Source organism: Mucilaginibacter sp. SJ (genome assembly GCF_028993635.1).
Lineage (GTDB): Bacteria > Bacteroidota > Bacteroidia > Sphingobacteriales > Sphingobacteriaceae > Mucilaginibacter.
Window position 1 is genome coordinate 1,485,078 of the sequence record NZ_CP118631.1, and the last position, 18,405, is coordinate 1,503,482.

Consider the following 18,405-nt stretch of genomic DNA (forward strand, 5'->3'; position numbering starts at 1 on the left):
TTTTAGGGAACTACTGGCTTCTTACTTAAGGCTTGGGACTCGAAACTAAAATTAAAACAGATGATCAAACAAATATCCATATTGTTTTTAGCGCTGATAAGCACAACAGCTTATGCGCAAAAGAATAAAAAAAACATTCTTCCGTACTTGCATATCGATCAGGCTGTAAACGCTATTTCGGCGGTTATGATCCATGATGTGGTAAACCCACCCGCTGCCTCCCGCTATTATGCTTATGTAACCCTGGGGGCTTATAATTTGGTTAGCCTCAACAATAAACAGACAATACCGGTTGGCAATTTCATCAAAAGTTACACACAAGATAACCAGATCAGCATCCCGGCTGATAAGTATGATTATCGTATAGCCGCTATGTATTGTATACTGGAAACAGGAAAGCAGATGCTCCCATCGGGTTTTATGCTGCAGGATGATGAGGATAAATATGTAACCCTTCTTAAAGATAACGGCGTAACCGAAGATGTGATCAAACAATCGATAGCTGCTGCCACCGAAATGACTGCCAAGGTTGTCAATTATTCCAAATCCGATAATTACAACAAGCTGAGCGGTCGGCTCAGGTATTCACCTATAAAAGGCGGTAAAAACTGGTTCCCAACCCCGCCAATGTACATGGAGGCCGTTGAGCCTAACTGGAAAACTATTCGGCCAATGTTTATCGACTCGTCCGACCAGTTTGTGCCTGTTAGGCCTGCCGTATTCAGCACTGACAGCACAAGCGACTTTTACAAGGAAGCATATGCAGTTTACCAGGTATCCAAAAACATGTCAGCCGAGCAAATTATGATTGCCAACTTTTGGGATTGCAACCCCTTTGCGGTTACCACATCAGGGCACATGATGATCGGTTTTAAAAAAATAAGTCCGGGTGGACACTGGATGAACATTGTTGGTATTGCCGTAAAAAAAGCCGGGCTTAGTTTTGATAAATCGATACAGGTAGCAACACTGGTTGCCATGACCGAAATGGATGCATTTATCAGTTGTTGGGACGAAAAATATCGCAGTAACGGCATCCGCCCCGAAACTTATATCAACAAATACATTGACATTAGATGGGTGCCCATGCTGCAAACCCCGCCATTTCCGGAATATCCAAGCGGCCATGCCGTGTTGTCAAATTCGTCGGCCGGAGTATTAAGTTATCTGTTGGGTGATAATTTTGCTTACACAGATGATTCGGAAATCCCCTACGGTGTTGGCCCCCGCGATTTCAAATCATTTAAGCAGGCGGCTGAAGAAGCTTCTTTGTCGCGCTTTTATGGCGGTATTCATTTTAATGATGCCATTGTTAACGGCAATCAGCAGGGGCGCGATGTGGCAGCAGCGGTTATAAAAAAATTAAAAGCAGCCGGAGTAAACTATTTGGGTAATTAGAACGTAGTTAAAAGCAAACAGCTTTTAATTATGCGCACCAGGGGAACGGTTTTATTATTACTTTTCATCATTACCGGGCTCCTTGGACTTAATTCATTCACTGTAAAAACAAAGTCCGCTGCTGTGGCAATGGATGAAGAAGGTCGCGTGTTGTTTTTACGCCATTGTACAGTTTGCCATTTAGCACCCGATCCGGCCGGTCTTACCAAAGAGATCTGGACAGGCCATGTGCTTCCGGTTATGGCTGCCCGTATGGGAATCATTTATCCCAATTACGATCCGTTCAAGGGATTATCCGATGAAGAGCAAGCCATTGTTAAAAAACACAACATTATTCCTGAAGGACCGGTTTGCACTGATGCTGAATGGGTTAAGATCAGGGATTATATTATCAGTAATGCTCCTGATAGCGTAAGTACTGATGAAAAACGCCTCACCCGGAACAGTCCGCTTACCCAATTTGTACGACAAGATGTACAGATTGATAATAAGGCCCCCTCACTCATCACCGGGCTTAAATATAACGGCACAACCAAAACCCTTTGGATAGGTAATTTTTACAACCAGGTGCTAAACTGGCAATATAATAAAGGGGTAATAAAAACCATAAAAAGTCAGGGTCCGGTTGTTGATTTCAATTTTTATATGAATAACACATACTTTACCCAGATAGGTAAACTATACCCTACCGAACTCAGCACCGGCTCATACGCTCAGCTGGCGGATACCGGTGTTGCTCCTATCCTTACGCAATTGCACCGCCCGGTATGTATCAAAATTAACGACCTTAATAATGACGGTACATCCGAAATTGTGGTATGTAACTTTGGCAATAAATTGGGAAGCTTATCGCTCTTTAAAAAGAACAAAGCCGGTAAATACATTGAAGATGTCTTATTGCCCTTGCCCGGCGCTATCAAGTGCTATATAAAAGATATGAATGGCGATGGCAAGAAAGACATTGTGGCTATGTTTTCGCAGGGGGACGAGAGCGTTTATATATTTTATCAAAAGGACAATCTTAAATTTAAAACTAAACGTGTGTTACGTTTCCCGCCTGATTACGGTACTACAGATATGGCCCTGGTTGATTATAACAATGATGGGCTTACTGATATTGTAACAGTACATGGCGATAATGCCGATTACTCCAATATTCTGAAGGCATATCATGGCATCAGGCTGCACATAAACCAGGGCGCCGATGTTTTTAAAGAAAAATTCTTTTACCCGATATATGGCGTAACCAGGGTTTTGGCTGAAGATTTTGACAAGGACGGCGATATTGATTTTGTGGCAACCTCCTTTTTTCCTGAATTTGGCAAGTTGGTAGATGAATCATTCGTTTACCTCGAAAACATTAATAAAGACCAATTTATCTTTAAACCTTACATTCAAAAAAGTGAGGTACCGATCAAAACCCTCACTCTTGAGAAAGCCGATATCGATGGCGATGGTGATATGGACATCATTACCGGCAACTTTGCCCAAAGCCCCGGCCCGGTTCCGGCAGCACTTGACGAAAAATGGAAATCGGCAAGGTACGGATTGAGCATCTTTTACAACCAGCTATACCAGCCAAAGAAGTAAGCCGTAAAAATAAACGTCGCTGTAAGACGATAACTCTAATGTAGCAAATTATTTAGGTGCCGATCCGGGATGTACCAAAGCCTCACAATTTTCTGTTGGGCTGATGTTGGCATATATTCACAACCTGTAAAACTATTGCGATTCGAGAAGGCGTTCAAAACGCTTATCGGGTATAAACCAACTGCCTGCTACCAGTACATAAATTACAACGCTTATAGTTGGGTTTAACCAGGTACATAAAATAGCAGCCGCATATAGTATCACAGAAACTTTCCCCTTAAAATCATTTCCGAAGGCCTTTGCTATCAAAGAGTCTTCTCCATGATGTTTAATGAGCATTAAGGCCAGGATGCGATAGGCAATACCATTCATGATGAGCACCACACCATAAAAGAAAACCGGCCATTGGGTGAGGTGGGTCTCTCCCATCCAACTGGTTACAAAGGGTATGAGCGATAACCAGAACAGCAGATGCAAATTAGCCCACAATATTTTACCATTTACCGACCGTACAGCCTGCATCGTATGGTGATGATTATTCCAGTAAATACCCACATAAACAAAGCTGAGCAGGTAACTTAGAAAAACAGGGATAAGCGGCTTCAAATCCTCCAGGCTTTCACCGTGCGGAACCTTCAACTCTAATACCATAATGGTAATAATGATGGCTATTACGCCATCACTAAATGCTTCCAGTCTGCCTTTACCTAATGCCATGGGCTAAATATAGCATTATTTGGCAAAAGCCTTATAACGCTGCATAGCCTCAACAAAGTAATAATCGGCATAAGTTAAAGGTACGTCAACTTCGGTACCTGCCGGAAAATGGCCTACACTGTGTTTCAAAATGAACCCGCCATTGGTGTTCAAATCTGCTTTATATGCTGGTGCCGACAGGTTTTTTATAATGGTTTGAGCTGTATTAAAATACTCCCGGCCATCCTTTTTATCAACATAACGGCAAAGTTCAAGCAAGGCCGAGGCCATAACTGATGCCGCAGAAGCATCGCGCAACGCATTGGGGATGTTTGGTGCATTATAATCCCAGTAAGGTATTTTATCGGCAGGCAGGTTTGGATTTGTCAATATAAAATGAGCTATATTTTTTGCCTGCTCAAGGTATTTTTTATCCTTAGTTTCGCGGTACATAACTGTATAGCCATATAAGCCCCATGATTGTCCCCTTGCCCATGCCGACTCATTAGCAAAGCCTTGCGCGGTTTTCTTTTCCTTTACGGCTCCTGTTTGTTCATCGTAATTAATTACGTGATACGAGCTAAAATCTGGGCGGAAGTGGTTTTTCATAGTGGTGTTAGCATGGGTAACCGCTATTTTATAAAAACTCGAATCGCCGGTTGCCTTGGTAGCATAAAACAAGAGTTCAAGGTTCATCATATTGTCAATGATCACCAAAAAATCATTAGCCTTTGAATTCCATGAACGGATACAGCCAACCGTTGGGTTAAACCTGGTTGAAAGTGATTTGGCACTATTAATCAGAATTTCTTTGTACTCAGGTTTCGGCTCAAGATGGTTTGCTGTACCGAAGCTGCAATACATCATAAAGCCGAGGTCATGCGTCCCTTTATTATATTGTTCTTTTTCGAGGCCTTTCAAGTTTTCATTAGCCTGGTTAAGCAGCTCAGCATCTTTAGTTTGCTGATATAGATTTAGTAATGTACCTGAATAAAAACCACTGCACCACCAGCTGCTATTGCTTGTTTCAAACTTGTCGGTAGTAGGGTGATACGTTTTTGGGAACTGCTCAGGTCCAAATTGTTTGGCCATGTACTTATATTGTACATCCGCATCAGCAAAGTTTTTTTTGATGATTGCCAATACAGCCTTTTGGGGTTTAAAACTATTTTGCGAAAAAGAATTGAGGCTCAGCGCTAATAAACATGCAGTAATTGTTGATTTGTACAGGTGTTTAAATTTCATAGACTATAAATAACTGGTTAAAGTGCTTATGCAGGGCACATTTCAAGTTATAAAAGTGCAGATTTTGGTTCAATAAAAACAAGCACCGGACAGCCATTTGACTATATATTTCTACTACATCGATGTAGTTAGGGCGATTTTTTGCAGTTGAAGACTTACGAAGTTTAAAAACTTTGCAAGTCCGGACAGAGAGCGCATAAATCCCTCACCATAGTTCTTAGTTAAAAGCCGTTACAACAAGATTTTTATAAGCACCCTGGGGGCAGTTGCCGTGCCAGTAACCTACCGCACCGCTTTTCAATGATGGATCAAGCGGGGTGTACACCATAGCCGGCTTCGGGGCATTATCCACATACACCTCCATTTTGCTGCCCCGAACCACCACTTTAACATGAAACCATTTATTTTGCGGAATTATGGCTTTAGCCTGGTATTTTGTTGCCTCATAGTCCCACCAGTTAAACTCGGCCTTTTTTTCGGGCATGTACTGGATGGCATTAATGGTACCAGATGCCCCCGGCCTGAAATAAACTGTTTCGTAATTATGGGCATCCCGGATATGAAAAGCCAAACCGACAAAGCCTCCTTTAGGATTTACACAAGCTACATCCATTTCAATAATCCCATCCTTGAAATTTAAACCCGGCTTATACGCTAAACTGGCAGATTTGTAGTCGCCGATTTTCCGTTTGATGAGCAACGCCTTTTGCCCCTGGAAAGTGCCCAGCTCATAGCCAAGCGTATCGTTTTTAGGGATGATCCATTGTTTAGGGTTTACAACCGAAAGGTTGTAAACCTGGTGCTTTTGCTGTGCCTGTGTTTTTACGGCAGCAAACAGCGTTAACATTAAGACTAATTTTTTCATGATGATGGTTGATTTATACTTATTGAGTAACAACAAGGTTGGCAAAATCGCCCGGCAGGCCGGACGACCAAAGGCCAACGAGCCCGTTTTGCCGGTTATTCAGTTTTTTTACAGTAAGCGATGGTTGATCGGAATGGTCAACATACACAATAATATCATTGGCATTAACTACAATGCGCGCATGAAACCAGGCCTCGGCCAAAGGAAATGGATTTACGGCATTTTCATAAACCAGCGGATGTTCCTTACGGAGTTTATCCCAGGGAAAATCCGGCTCGCTAATGTATTGTACCGTATGTTTGCGGCGAAGCGTATCTGTGCTTTGAAAATTAAAAGGGCGAAAATAAATAACGTCATTGGTTGTAGTATCAACCCCGTGAAAAGCTATGCCTAAAAAGCTTTCCTGAAAAACATCTCTGCCGCGCAAATCGATATCAATAGTACCTGTTTTAAAATCCACATCCTTAAGCCATAAAATACCATCTAATGTTAGGCCTTGTTTACTGCCGCCGGTAAGTTCTTTAACAGTTTGGCGGGGATAGGCTTTCACCAGTTTATTTTCCTTCAGCAATTGGTTAATATCATATGTAACTTTTTTTTGCTGGCTGTAACAAAAGCCGCTACCGAGCGTCATGCTTAGTGTGGCAAACAATAAAATCTTGTTGTTCATGGGTTTTGATTTAACTTTAATCAAAACTTGCAAATTGTCATTACAAATAAAGCACGGGCGGTATTTCAAGTTAAGTTCAAGTTTGTTCAAAGCATTTTAGGGATTTTTAAACCACATTATTACCTGTAGATCAAATGGAAAAGGAAAAACAATTGCTTTTGCTATGCCGGCAGCTTATCGAGCGAACTTTAAACTGGGGCGATAGCAGTATTTGGGGCAATGATGATTTTGAGCAACTCAGCCAGCAGATCTTTGATAAAACACGGGTACAGCTCAGTGTATCAACCCTGAAAAGGATCTGGGGTAAGGTGCGTTACGAAAGCTTCCCCAATGCAGCGACGCTGAACGCTCTTGCCCGTTTCCTCGACTACACCAGCTGGCGCGATTTCAGGCAGCACCACCAGGTTAACGGCATAATTGAACAGCCGGTTAAAATAAATGATTCAGATACCGCAGTTGTGGTTCCTCTTCCCAAACCCGGTTTACAGTATATATGGCTTGGCAGCGCATTGCTGCTGGTATTGGGTGCATTGTTTTTCATGAGCAGCAAGCGCAATAAACCAATTGATCCCGGCTCAATAAAGTTCACGAGCAAAAAAGTTTCTGACGATTTGCCCAACTCGGTCGTATTTAATTATGATGCCTCAGCATTTCATTCGGATAGCGTTTTTATTCAGCAATCGTGGGACCCGAATCGCCGCGAACAGGTGCCCGGTGACGGCAAACAGTATACCTCTATCTATTATGATCCCGGTTATTTTATAGCTAAGCTCATTGTAGACAAACATGTGCGGAAGGAAACATCGGTATTTATTAAAACCAAGGGCTGGAAAGGCATCCTTGATCACCAACCGATACCTGTTTATCTTTCGCCGGAAGAAATTAAAGGGCAGGGCTTTATGGGAATTACAGCAGATGTCATGGAGCAAAAATCAGGAACACCTGTTTTTAACAATACCAGGGTAAAGTTTGCCAACATTCGCGAATTTCCGGGAATTAACGCAGATAATTTCACTATGGATTGCACCCTGCGCAATACCTCAACACCCGGCCAATCGGCTTGCGCCAAAGCCGACCTTACCATTTTAGGTAACGGCACCGCCATTGTGATCCCTATAGTAAACAAAGGATGCATCGCCGATATGGGCATTTTAACCGGTGAAGAATGGGTTGATGGAAAAAACCATGACCTGAGCGCCTTTGGTACAGACATGTCGCAATTTCAAAACCTGCGTTGTTCGGTAAAAGACCACTACCTGAAAATATATCTTAACAACAAACAGATCTTTGAATTTAAACAGGCTCACACCATGGGCCGCATTGTAGGTATCCGTTTTGAATTTGAAGGGCCGGGGGAGGTTAAGCAATATAAATTGGAAACGCCGGGAGGAGCGGTTTATGAGGAGCAGTTTTAGGAAAGGCCGCTCGCGACCGTCAACTAAAAGACCTTAAACAACGTCATTGTTTCATACCTTATAATGACGTTGTTTTAATGTGGGTGATTATCCCTAATTTACCGAATTATCCTCTACCTTAATATCATAACCCTGTACAAGCAGATCACTCACGCTCGTGATAAACGGTTTAACAAATTGCTCAATCTTAGCATAACCTTCCTGAACAGCATCTTCATTCTGCGGGTCAAAAACAATCTCATCCAAATTACTGATCACCTTATTATCGCCATGATGTACATCGGCGATTAAAAAGATGCCATTTGTATCGCTCTTATGATCGGGATGGTTAGGTTCTGTTTGAGCGTTGATAGCAAACACCAGCCCGTAATCGTCATCGGAGATATTTTTTAAAACAGTGATCTCCAGCACAAGGCAAAAAGCACCATTATCGCTATAACATTGCTGCGTGTACTGGCATTTGATCAGATCCTGAAAATCATTTTCGGCTTTTAACCGTATCTGTTCGTACAAATCAAAAACTGCTTCAAATAAATCCATAATGAGGTGTTAGTCGGTTAATCCAAAACAAACATAACTATCTCCCGACTTACTTCCAATTTTTCCACCGCCACAGGCAATAACTACGTACTGTTTACCATCAATTGAATAAGTTGCCGGGGTAGCATAACCCGCCGCCGGCAAATTAGCTTCCCAAACCACTTTGCCGGTACGTTTATCAAACGCACGGATCTTTTCATCTTTGGTTGCTGCAATAAATACCAGGCCACCCTTGGTCACCACCGGCCCGCCATAGTTTTCGGTGCCGGTTAGGGGGATTCCTTTTTTGGTTAACTCAGCATACTCACCCAGCGGCACTTTCCAAAGCAATTTGCCCGATGTAAGGTCGATAGCGTTAAGTGTACCCCACGGCGGTTTTATACCGGGATAGCCATCCTTATCTAAAAAACGGTTATAACCATTCATGGTATAAGGTACTTCGTCAACCATTTTCTTTTCAGAGGCCGAGCTGGCGGCGCGATTGCCGGTTGGCTCTTTGGCTACTTCTTTCGCCGCCTTAGTTTCCGGGATATTGAGCAGGAAAGCAAGCAGGTTCTTTTTATCCGCAGGCGAAATTTGTTTAAATGATGGCATCATATTGCGGCCGGCGGCAATAATACTGCTCACCTGATCGGCAGTATACTTTTTGCCGATGTTTACCAACGATGGATAAGAGGCGCCATTTCCCTTCCGTTCGGCACCGTGACAGCCGATGCAATTCGTATTATATACCACATGTCCCAATGCCTGCGGCGAATGATCGTTAGTGTCGGTTTTAGGTACATCGATCATTACCTGCGCCCATGGCATTTCTGAACAGTTTACGTATAGTATCTTACTTTCAGGATCAACAGCAGCGCCGCCCCACTCACCCCCACCGTCAAAACCGGGGAAGATCCACCCTCCCTCCTTGCTTGGCGGGGTAAACATGATCCGGTTTTTAACCTGGTTATATTTGGCGATCATTTCCCGGTGCACTTCGGGCGTACGGTCGGTAACATCTTCGGGATTAAACATTTGCCGGGCGAAAGGTTTCGGCAAAGCTGGGATGGGTTGCGTAGGCCAAACTTCTTCGCCGGGCAGGGCTTTGGTTGGGACAGGTGTTTCCACTATCGGGAATATAGGTTTACCATTCGTTCTGTCGAACATAAATACATAACCATGCTTGGTGATTTGTGTTACAGCATCAATTTTTTTACCTTCCTTAACAATTGTTACCAGGTTTGGATTAGCAGGCAGGTCACGGTCCCACAGGTCGTGATGCACAAACTGGTAATACCATTTCAGCTTACCTGTAGCTGCATCAAGTGCCAGCAATGAATTGGCAAACAGGTTTTGCCCTTTCCTGAACCCTCCATAAAAATCACCGCCTACCGAGCCGGTTGGAATGTACACAGTCCCTCGCTTTTCATCCAAAGCCATACCCGCCCAATTATTGGCCCCACCAAATTTCTTATAAGCTGCTGTGTCTTTCCAGGTACTGTAACCTGTTTCGCCGGGATGCGGTATGGTATGAAAGATCCATTTTAACTTTCCTGTACGTGCATCGTAAGCACGCACATGTCCAGGAGCCGCATCGGCTGATTCCGATACACGATCACCAACAATCAATACATCTTTATAAACCACGCCGGGCGTAGTTCCTGCGACAAATGATTTGGTATCCCTGTCTAAATTCTTAGTAAGGTCGAGATAGCCACCCTTGCCAAATGAGCGCACCGGAGTGCCGTTTTCGGCATCAATAGCCCAGGTTTTAGCACCCACGCTGTAGAAAATCCTCTTTTCGCCGCCATTATCATTTTGCCAGTATATTACTCCGCGGCTCACTTTATAATAAGCCATCGGGTCGCCGTTATTGGTGGTATCATCCTTTGCGGGGTCAAACAGCCATTTTTGCAGGCCTGTAGCAGCATTCAGCGCAAACAGCTTCAATTTAGGACTGGTACCATACAAAATACCATCAACCATAATTGGGTTGCATTGATTTTGGCTGCGATTGGCAGTGTCCTTATCGCCTGTGCCAAAAGTCCACATCACTTTTAGCTTGTTTACATTATTTAAAGTAATTTCATCATTGGATGAATACCGTAAACCTTCCTTTGAACCCGCATAGGCAGGCCAGCCGCTATAGTTACTGTTTTGATTGCCTTGCTGATTTTTGCAGGACGCATAAATACCTGCCACAAAACACATGGCTATAAAATGTCGGACGTTAATCATTTATCAGGTAATATTGGATGTAAAATTGGTTCCCAATGCATTTCCGCATACATAATGCAGCTGATTAGTAACGGCGCTCTCTAAATGTATGAATAAAAATTATTTTACAAATATTCATCCGTTACCTGCATATATCATTTCGTCCATAAAAAATGCCATAGCTAATAAAGCCATGGCATTACAAGAATCCTCTATGGGGAACCTATACTTTTATTTCTTCACTAAACTAACCGGCGCAACCTCCTGGCTCAACAGTTTTCCAAACAACTCCCAGCGTTTTGCAGGAGTTTTTGCAGTACCTCCGTTTGATTCAATGTAGTTTTTCACCAAATCCTGGCCGTAATTATAGTTGATAACATAACTGCGGTATTTTTTGATAAAGCTGATTGATTTTTGAGCTGTCTCATCGTTCATGAGACAGTATTTTCTAAGATAGGACAGCGCCTTATCCTGGCTCATGGTATTATTGATCAGCCCCCTTGCAGCCTCATTGCGGGCATAGTTTAAAGTGCCTTTTATGGCGAGGGCCTTGAAATACAGGTCGGCACCGGCTGTATCTAACCCGGCCAGCGGCAGCAATACGTTTTTCGCAAACTTTATTTTATCATCACCGGGGAAAGCTACTTCAATACCGTAATTGGCACTGCCCTCGGCAATCAGCGATTGCGGACTGAATAATGGGTACAAAGAAATTTCAACCCAGCCTTTATCATGATAAAGGTTTTTCTCCAGCAGCATGTTGTATACATGGTGTCCGGGATAACTTTCATGACTGCCCACATCAATGGCACGGTCAATAAAAATCTTCAGATCGGTATTGATCTGTACAGTGCTTTTGTAACCTCCTTTATACCAGTTATAACCCGACCATGGCTTATTAGTTACATATTCCAGCGTAAATGTTTCGCCGGCGGGTAGTTGGTAATGGGCAATTGTACGCTTGCGGGCTTCGGCAATAGCCGCTTTTATAACAGGGTCTAATTTATCTTTTGGGATAATGAACTTATTGGCCAGTTTTTGAAACCTGTCGTTCACGTTTCCTTTGCCCGGTAAAATGCTGTCGAGCAGGGCTATCTGCCCCTTAAAAAAATCATCGGTATAAACCGGGGCAGCTACACCAAATAACTCGCGCGATTCTTCATCAAAAGGTCTTTCCTCTCCCGAAAAAATACGGATCCGGCGACTGAAAGCAATCAACTGATCGGCCATCCAATTAGCGCGGATCTTATTAGTATCAATTTTTGAAGTATTGGCGATGGTACGCAGATCATTCATCAGGCTATTTGCCGATGCCAGCAAGCTATCCTTAGGGAAAGTTTTCAGTGCTTCCTGTTTAGGCTTCAATGAGTCCGGGCCATAATAGGCATCTACAAAATCACCATCATACTGTCCTATAGTTAAACCAAGTTTTACATATTCGACAGCGAGGTGATTGAGCTTTTTATTTTCGAGCTGCTGCGCCGGGCCCTGCCCGCATGAAAACAATAACAACAGAGGTGCAAAAAACAGTAGTTTTTTCATGGCGAATGATCTTGTGCGCGTAAATGTGGCGCAAGATAATAATTCCATTTAGTATAAAGTGAATGCAACCCCTACAGAAGCAAACGTACCGGAAACCATTTAAGGCTTTCTAAACGAATTAATGTTATAAGTTACGCCTACCGCTACACCTGTCGATTGCAATTTGATATCAGAATATCCAACTCCGGAGATGGGCACTTTCATATATGGCTGAACGCTTACACCAAACTTTGAGTTTATTTTATGTTCATATGTAGCGTTAATATTAATAATGCTTAATAGATATCCTTTGCTGTTAGGCACGGTGTAGGTTTGAGGCCATACCCCGCCATTGTTGCCATCCGCATAATTAAATCTGTATTTTTCATGAAGCATGAGGTATGATGACAAACCTGTGCCTACAGAAAGCTTGTTGCGCACATTACCATAAACCTGGTAACCGATATTTATAGGAATATCAAGCATTTTACAATCGGCAGTTACATCGGTTGGATCCTGCCTGAAATTATACGCGGTACGGTAATTTGAAAAACTTGTACTATATGGTTTTGACGAATAAACAACGCCGCTTGTAATAGTTAATTTTTTTGTAGCACCGAATGAAAGCAGTAAACCATAGTTGCTGCCAACTTTTCCCTGAAAAGAATTTGTACCATTAACATCAGATGATGCCAGCGCCGTAATAGCCCATTGCGGCCGGTAACCAAAGCTCTGTTTAGTTATTTTTTTATCAGGTTTTGTTGCAGGTGCTTGAAAAGGTTGCCTTTCAATATTTGTTTTAAAATCTGGAACAGCTAAAGGAGAAGATTGTATGTCAAGTGATAACGCCCTATTTGCCAGCAAATTTGAAATAGTACCATTATTACCAGCCGGCTCGGTACCTGCCATCAGGGCGTGATCGTGTTGCATAATAGTATCCCGGCTAATTTCCTTTTTGTTTACACCGGGAATATTATGGTGGGAACCGGCCACAGATGGTACCAAGTTTATTTGACCGGCATGAACATGATTACTGGTATTGCTGTTGACAGCTATATTACTGTTGCCTGCCGGACGAGGTGATAATAAACTGTCTGTTGGTGATTGCGGTGTAACCCCACCACTGGTTCCGGGATTTGTTTTAGGCGCAGCGGGCTTAACCTTAACCTGTTGTTGCCCTCCTGTATTATCATCCTTTACATTAGGTTTAAAAAACCACCATCCTAAAAACAGCAGCAGCATCGCCGCTATCCCGCTTGCAATTGGCAACCAGTAAACAATTCCACGGCGTTTTTTGCCCTTGTCAAGCATTTGCTCAAGCGCGTCCCAGTCATCCTCGTTAAAAGCGCGATGATTTGCCGGGTCTTCCAGCCTCCTCTTAAAAATGTTATCTAAATCGTCTTCGCTTTTCATCCCCTGATACCATTATTAAAAAAAGTGTTCCTTACATCGATGCCATTATAGGCCACAATCGGGTTAAAATCCATACCCCTGTTGTAATTGGTTTTATTAGCAGTTTCCTCTGCTTTTAATATCATTTGTTTTAGTTTTTGACGTGCTTTGTGCAGGTTTGACTTTGATGTGCCCGGATTAATATTTAACATTTCCCCTATCTCCTCATGCGAATATCCGTCAATCGCAAAAAGGTTAAAAACAGTACGATAAGCCTGTGGCAACTGCTGTATCATAGCCAGCAGATCTTCATAATTTAAATTTTTATCTGTCAAGTCTCCCTCGCTCACATTTTCCGCCTTCTCCAAATCCTCGGTATAAGCCATTTTTAAATTGGCCCGGTAATAATCAATAGAAACATTCATCATAATACGGCCAATCCATGCTTTAAACGGCCTTGAAGTATCAAACCTGTCTATATGGGTAAACACCTTCATAAAGCCCTGGTTCATAACTTCTGCAGCTTCATCACGGTTACCTGCATAACGGAGACAAATGCCCATAGAAAAGCCATAAAACGCCTTATAGAGCATTTTCTGACTTTTTCTGTCCTGCTTTACGCAGCCATTGATCAGTTGATGTAACTCTTCTTCGCCCATATGGGGTTTATAAACTCAGAATCAAACACATAAATTTAACCTTATCTACGCACATCACGGCAACTATTATTAAAAGGTTGCCTGTTGTGCAAAATAATTTAAATTTTTCACACAGTTGGATAAAATCATGCACACTTTTCTCACTTGCGGGAATCTTTTATACAAAATATGCACAAATTAATACATCCTTAATAAATCCTTACAAATAATTATATTTTTGACCGTTAAGGCAACTGGTACGTGTGTTTATAGCGTAATGCCCATATAAATCACCGCCTGTTTTAAAGGCCTTTTATGAAAATCGAAATAAACCCCAATTTCCCGATTAAAAATTGCAAGACTTGCGGGACACGTCCGGTAATTGAGCAAACTAAAGATCGCTGGATCATCCTGTGTCCTAATCCGAATTGCCGAAATGCCGTTTCTGATAAACTGGTTAATGTAACAGAATGGAATAAGCAAAATCCATAATGTTTTTTCGCCGGTTTATTTACCTTAAGGCAACCATCCCCGGGCCATGCACGATATATATTATAAAAGGGCATAATAAGTCCTTAATAATTTATATACTAATACTACTGCTGCATGGTACCGGTGTCTGTTGTAATCATTACTAAAAACGAAGCTGCCTTAATTGAAGATTGTATAAAAATGGCTTCTTTAATTACTGATGATATTGTTGTGATTGATAATGACAGCACCGATGGCACGCCACTTATTGCCTCCCGTTATGGCTGCAGGGTGTTTCAAAAAAGCTGGAGCGGATACGGCGCAAACAAAAATAAAGGGGTAGCTCAGGCCCGCTACAACTGGATCTTAAGTATTGATGCCGATGAGGTACCTGATTTGGAGCTTATTAAATCGCTCCATGATTTAACCTTTGACAAACCGAATGTGGTTTACGATATCAAATTCAAATCATACTTTGGCAAAAAGCTGATCCGTTTTGGTAATTGGGGACATGATCATCACTTGCGTTTGTTTAATCGATCATTGGTAAAATGGGGCGAAACCGAAGTACACGAAACCCTACTTTTGCCTTCCGACGCCGAAATCAAAAGCATAGCAGGGTATCTCCAACATCACTCTGTAACCGATATTGACGACTTTAAGCGTAAGGCTATTCTTTATGCGCAGCTAAGTGCAGCCAAATATTACAAAGCTGGTAAAAAGGCAACATTTATCAAGCTATATTTTTCACCTGCTTTTGGCTTTTTACGCAATTATATTATCAGGCTTGGTTTTTTAGATGGAGCCGAAGGACTGGCTATAGCGCGTATTATTTATAAAAACACACGCCTTAAATACGCTTACCTGAAACAATATAGAGAGTTGCCTCAAACGCAAAAAACCTATCGTAACGAGTTGGTTATAGAGCAGGTTAACTAACCAAGGCATGGTATCATTTAGTCGACAGTCTGAAGTCAAAATTAAACAGGACTTTTGGCTTTACAACTAAGTACTATCAACTGAAGACTATTTGCCCAGCACCTGTTGGTAAAACTGCAACGTTTGCCTCGCCACGATATCGATATCAAAACATTCTTTCACTTTTTCGTTGCCAGCTAAAGCAAGTCGCAGGCGTTTTTCAGGCTCATTGAGCAATGTAATTATTGCCGATGCTAATTGCTCAATATTGTCGGGATCTACCAGCAACCCGTTAACGCCATCATCAACAAGTTCGGGGCCGGATGTACGGTTTGAATTGATCACCGCCGTTCCACATGCCATGGCCTCTAACGGTGCAAGTGCAAAAGCTTCTGCATATGATGGGAATACCGCCACTGCCGAATTACTTAAACAGGCATAAAGTTCATCCCTCCCAACATGCCCTTTAAACACAACACTGCTTTTTGCGTCCTTCTGCAAAAAGGCAGTTACCTTATTTACCGGGCCTTTACCCAGTATCAGCAACCGGGCATCAGGAATCTGTTTTATAACTGTATTCCAGGCCTCTGCTAACTTAAAAATTCCTTTCTTTTGAACAAGGCTCCCCGTAAATACCAACTGTTTGTTATCAACCGGCGTACTGTTTCCAATGGCTATGTTTGTATCTATGCCATTATATAATACTGTGATTGGCTTGTTGTACGACAGATAAGCAGCGCTTTTACCGGCAGTATAGGCGCTTGCACTGCTAACGGCTGCTGCCCGGTTTAAAATATCCTGCTCCATTTTCAACACATGCGGCGCAACCGGTATTCCGGCCTCAGCATTGAAGTAAGTAATGGAACCATTCAATTTAACAACTACAGGAACAGGTAATGCCGGAAACGGCACATATGATTTACAAAACCTGATATAGTCATTATAATCGGGCATTTCAATAATACCGATCTGCTCATCAGCTATGATCTGTTCCAGTTTTTTTTGATAAGCCGCAAGGCTTCTTTTTATATCCCGTTGCGTAATACCTGTATCCAGTAATATCCTGTTAAGCATCCGTACCCCGGCAGACCGCTGATTTTCAAACCACTTATCATCAATACCCCAGCGATATCTCAAAACTTTGACACCTTCATCCTCAAATTGATCCGCGCCTCCATATCCGCGGCTATACAACCCGGCAACAATTACCTTATGTCCCAGCTTTACCATTTGCCGGGCAATGAGCCGTACATAGGTTCCGATACCGCCATGTGGTCCGGGAGGATATTCATCGCACAGATATAATATGTTCATTGCGCCAAAAACTGTTTACTGTTTTGAATATTGCGACTGCTCAATTGTTTTGATATTAAAGCTATTAACAGATAAAAAACTATCCCCAATAAAAGCCTGAACAAGAAATGTATGTTGATTGAAGCTGTTATAAACCAGCCGGCCAAAGCAGCAGGAAGTAGTATCACAAATGGACGCAAGCTGATATGCATGATATTTTTATTCACCAACCTGTAATAGAGCACCGCCTGTAATATATTGGTAATTAAAAATGCCACAGCGGAACCACTACCATTCAGTAGCGGGATCAATATCAAGTTAAGCGCAATATTTGTTGTAGCACAGATTACGGTAACAGATGATACGGCCTTATACTTTTTAACGCTAAAACTTAACGACCAAAGCAGGTTTATAAAAAATTGCAAGGGAATACACAACGACAGGATCAAAAACTCGGTAGCATTGGCAGCGCCATATTTGCCGCCGGTTATCATCCCTACTACAGGTGTCCAAAGTATATTAAGGACAAGAGGTAAGAGCATAGCCAACAATAACTCGGCTGTATTAAAGGAATTTACCTGCTCCTGCAATTGGTTAGATGGCTTTAAGGCCATCAGCCTTGACAGGCGCGGTAAAATAACGGGTGCTATAATAAGCATTGGCAACCGTGAAAGCTCATAAGCCCGGTATGCGAAACTATAATCGGCCAACACGGTTTTGCTTGCCATAAAACCCAGCAACAGCCAATCCATCCGCGACAGGCTCATGTCAAATATTACTGATACATACTGCGCCGTGGCTTCTTTAAGCAACTTTTTATAAGCCCGAAATTGAAATTTAAAACTAAAATCTGTTTTCGTGATAACATAAATGAGCAGGGCCAGCAATTCGGCCCCGGCCGTGCCTATCATTACCATTACTACAGAGCGAACTTGTAATTGCTGTATAGTAATGAGATAAAACGCACCACAAACCCTTAGGCTGTTACTTATGATGGCGATTATGGCATAAGGCGTAAATTTTTCCTTTGCATTTAAAAACTGCTTTAACGGAACACCCAGGAAAAGCAGGCCCTGGGCTATAAAAAACCATGGCAGCGCCTGGTAAATATTGTCGTGCAATATTAAACTTAATAATAACAATACGCCCAGGGTTACAAAAAAAGCAGCGAGCGAATGGAACAAAAATGCCGCCGCCGCCCAATCCGACCGCTGTGAGGCTGCTATCCGCCTGATCACTACCTGCTCCAGTCCAAACCCCAGGATGGTGGTAACAAATATCGATAAGGCATTCATCCAGCTAATGGCCCCAAAACTGTCTTTACTCAGGTAAACAGAAATAACGTAAAAAAAAATACTGCCAAGCACCTGCAAGGCAAGTGCCTGCAAACCTGACGAAAAAAACCTGATGAACGCTTTACTCCCGAACAACGACGTATATGTTTATACTCTTATACTATTGTTTTTACCGGCCGGTTGCCTGTAACATTTTTATATCCCGGTTAAATATCTGCATATATCAGCACAATAACGAGGCAACCATTCCATTTTTTGG

Annotated in this window: 16 protein-coding genes; 5 read left to right on the forward strand and 11 right to left on the reverse strand. The window is 42.4% G+C overall.

Features of this window, described 5'->3' with window-relative positions; translation table 11 throughout:
* The first annotated feature begins 60 nt into the window (after nt 1-60).
* Both MusilaSJ_RS05825 and MusilaSJ_RS05830 read left to right on the forward strand, forming a co-directional pair.
* Nucleotides 61-1,398: a vanadium-dependent haloperoxidase gene (locus tag MusilaSJ_RS05825; RefSeq protein ID WP_274989106.1), complete on the forward strand. Its 1,338-nt coding sequence runs from the start codon at nt 61-63 to the stop codon at nt 1,396-1,398.
* 30 nt (nt 1,399-1,428) lie between these two features.
* Nucleotides 1,429-2,988, forward strand: a complete 1,560-nt coding sequence (locus tag MusilaSJ_RS05830) for an FG-GAP-like repeat-containing protein (protein WP_274989107.1) — start codon at nt 1,429-1,431, stop codon at nt 2,986-2,988.
* A 132-nt stretch (nt 2,989-3,120) separates the two neighbouring features.
* On the opposite strand, the gene MusilaSJ_RS05835 is transcribed toward MusilaSJ_RS05830, so the two are convergent.
* The 4 genes from MusilaSJ_RS05835 to MusilaSJ_RS05850 form a co-directional block, all read right to left on the reverse strand.
* Nucleotides 3,121-3,705, reverse strand: a complete 585-nt coding sequence (locus MusilaSJ_RS05835) for a TMEM175 family protein (protein ID WP_274989108.1) — start codon at nt 3,703-3,705, stop codon at nt 3,121-3,123.
* Nucleotides 3,706-3,720: 15 nt separating this feature from the next.
* Entirely contained in the window at nt 3,721-4,929 is a 1,209-nt protein-coding gene (locus MusilaSJ_RS05840; RefSeq protein ID WP_274989109.1) for a glycoside hydrolase family 88 protein, read from the reverse strand.
* A 217-nt stretch (nt 4,930-5,146) separates the two neighbouring features.
* Nucleotides 5,147-5,794: a LamG-like jellyroll fold domain-containing protein gene (locus MusilaSJ_RS05845; protein ID WP_274989110.1), complete on the reverse strand. Its 648-nt coding sequence runs from the start codon at nt 5,792-5,794 to the stop codon at nt 5,147-5,149.
* A gap of 19 nt (nt 5,795-5,813) precedes the next feature.
* Nucleotides 5,814-6,464: a hypothetical protein gene (locus MusilaSJ_RS05850; protein WP_274989111.1), complete on the reverse strand. Its 651-nt coding sequence runs from the start codon at nt 6,462-6,464 to the stop codon at nt 5,814-5,816.
* Between the two features lie 134 nt (nt 6,465-6,598).
* Between MusilaSJ_RS05850 and MusilaSJ_RS05855 the strand changes: the two genes are divergently transcribed.
* A complete protein-coding gene (locus MusilaSJ_RS05855; RefSeq protein WP_274989112.1) occupies nt 6,599-7,879 on the forward strand; it encodes a hypothetical protein in 1,281 nt (426 codons plus the stop codon).
* 93 nt (nt 7,880-7,972) lie between these two features.
* On the opposite strand, the gene MusilaSJ_RS05860 is transcribed toward MusilaSJ_RS05855, so the two are convergent.
* The 5 genes from MusilaSJ_RS05860 to MusilaSJ_RS05880 all read right to left on the reverse strand — a co-directional run bounded on the left by MusilaSJ_RS05860 (nt 7,973) and on the right by MusilaSJ_RS05880 (nt 14,190).
* On the reverse strand, nt 7,973-8,419 hold the full coding sequence (locus MusilaSJ_RS05860; protein WP_274989113.1) for a hypothetical protein: 447 nt from the start codon (nt 8,417-8,419) through the stop codon (nt 7,973-7,975).
* Nucleotides 8,420-8,428: 9 nt separating this feature from the next.
* Nucleotides 8,429-10,639: a BamB-related PQQ repeat family beta-propellar protein gene (locus MusilaSJ_RS05865; protein ID WP_274989114.1), complete on the reverse strand. Its 2,211-nt coding sequence runs from the start codon at nt 10,637-10,639 to the stop codon at nt 8,429-8,431.
* Between the two features lie 210 nt (nt 10,640-10,849).
* A complete protein-coding gene (locus MusilaSJ_RS05870; protein WP_274989115.1) occupies nt 10,850-12,160 on the reverse strand; it encodes a hypothetical protein in 1,311 nt (436 codons plus the stop codon).
* A gap of 99 nt (nt 12,161-12,259) precedes the next feature.
* The gene (locus MusilaSJ_RS05875; protein WP_274989116.1) at nt 12,260-13,552 is read right to left on the reverse strand and encodes a hypothetical protein; all 1,293 of its coding nucleotides are present in this window, start codon (nt 13,550-13,552) and stop codon (nt 12,260-12,262) included.
* The gene (locus MusilaSJ_RS05880) at nt 13,549-14,190 is read right to left on the reverse strand and encodes an RNA polymerase sigma factor (RefSeq protein ID WP_274989117.1); all 642 of its coding nucleotides are present in this window, start codon (nt 14,188-14,190) and stop codon (nt 13,549-13,551) included. The genes MusilaSJ_RS05875 and MusilaSJ_RS05880 overlap by 4 nt, the downstream gene beginning before the upstream one ends.
* 294 nt (nt 14,191-14,484) lie before the next feature.
* Here MusilaSJ_RS05880 and MusilaSJ_RS05885 point away from each other — a divergent pair, with 294 nt between their 5' ends.
* Entirely contained in the window at nt 14,485-14,661 is a 177-nt protein-coding gene (locus MusilaSJ_RS05885) for a hypothetical protein (protein ID WP_274989118.1), read from the forward strand.
* A 114-nt stretch (nt 14,662-14,775) separates the two neighbouring features.
* Nucleotides 14,776-15,579, forward strand: a complete 804-nt coding sequence (locus tag MusilaSJ_RS05890; protein ID WP_274989119.1) for a glycosyltransferase family 2 protein — start codon at nt 14,776-14,778, stop codon at nt 15,577-15,579.
* 87 nt (nt 15,580-15,666) lie between these two features.
* Here the strand turns inward: MusilaSJ_RS05890 and MusilaSJ_RS05895 are convergent, their stop codons facing one another.
* Together MusilaSJ_RS05895 and MusilaSJ_RS05900 are read right to left on the reverse strand one after the other, a co-directional pair.
* On the reverse strand, nt 15,667-16,872 hold the full coding sequence (locus tag MusilaSJ_RS05895) for a glycosyltransferase family 4 protein (protein ID WP_274989120.1): 1,206 nt from the start codon (nt 16,870-16,872) through the stop codon (nt 15,667-15,669).
* Nucleotides 16,869-18,281 (reverse strand): oligosaccharide flippase family protein, encoded by a 1,413-nt coding sequence (locus tag MusilaSJ_RS05900; protein ID WP_274989121.1) that lies wholly within the window; start codon nt 18,279-18,281, stop codon nt 16,869-16,871. Before MusilaSJ_RS05900 ends, MusilaSJ_RS05895 begins: the two co-directional genes overlap by 4 nt.
* Nucleotides 18,282-18,405 lie beyond the last annotated feature (124 nt).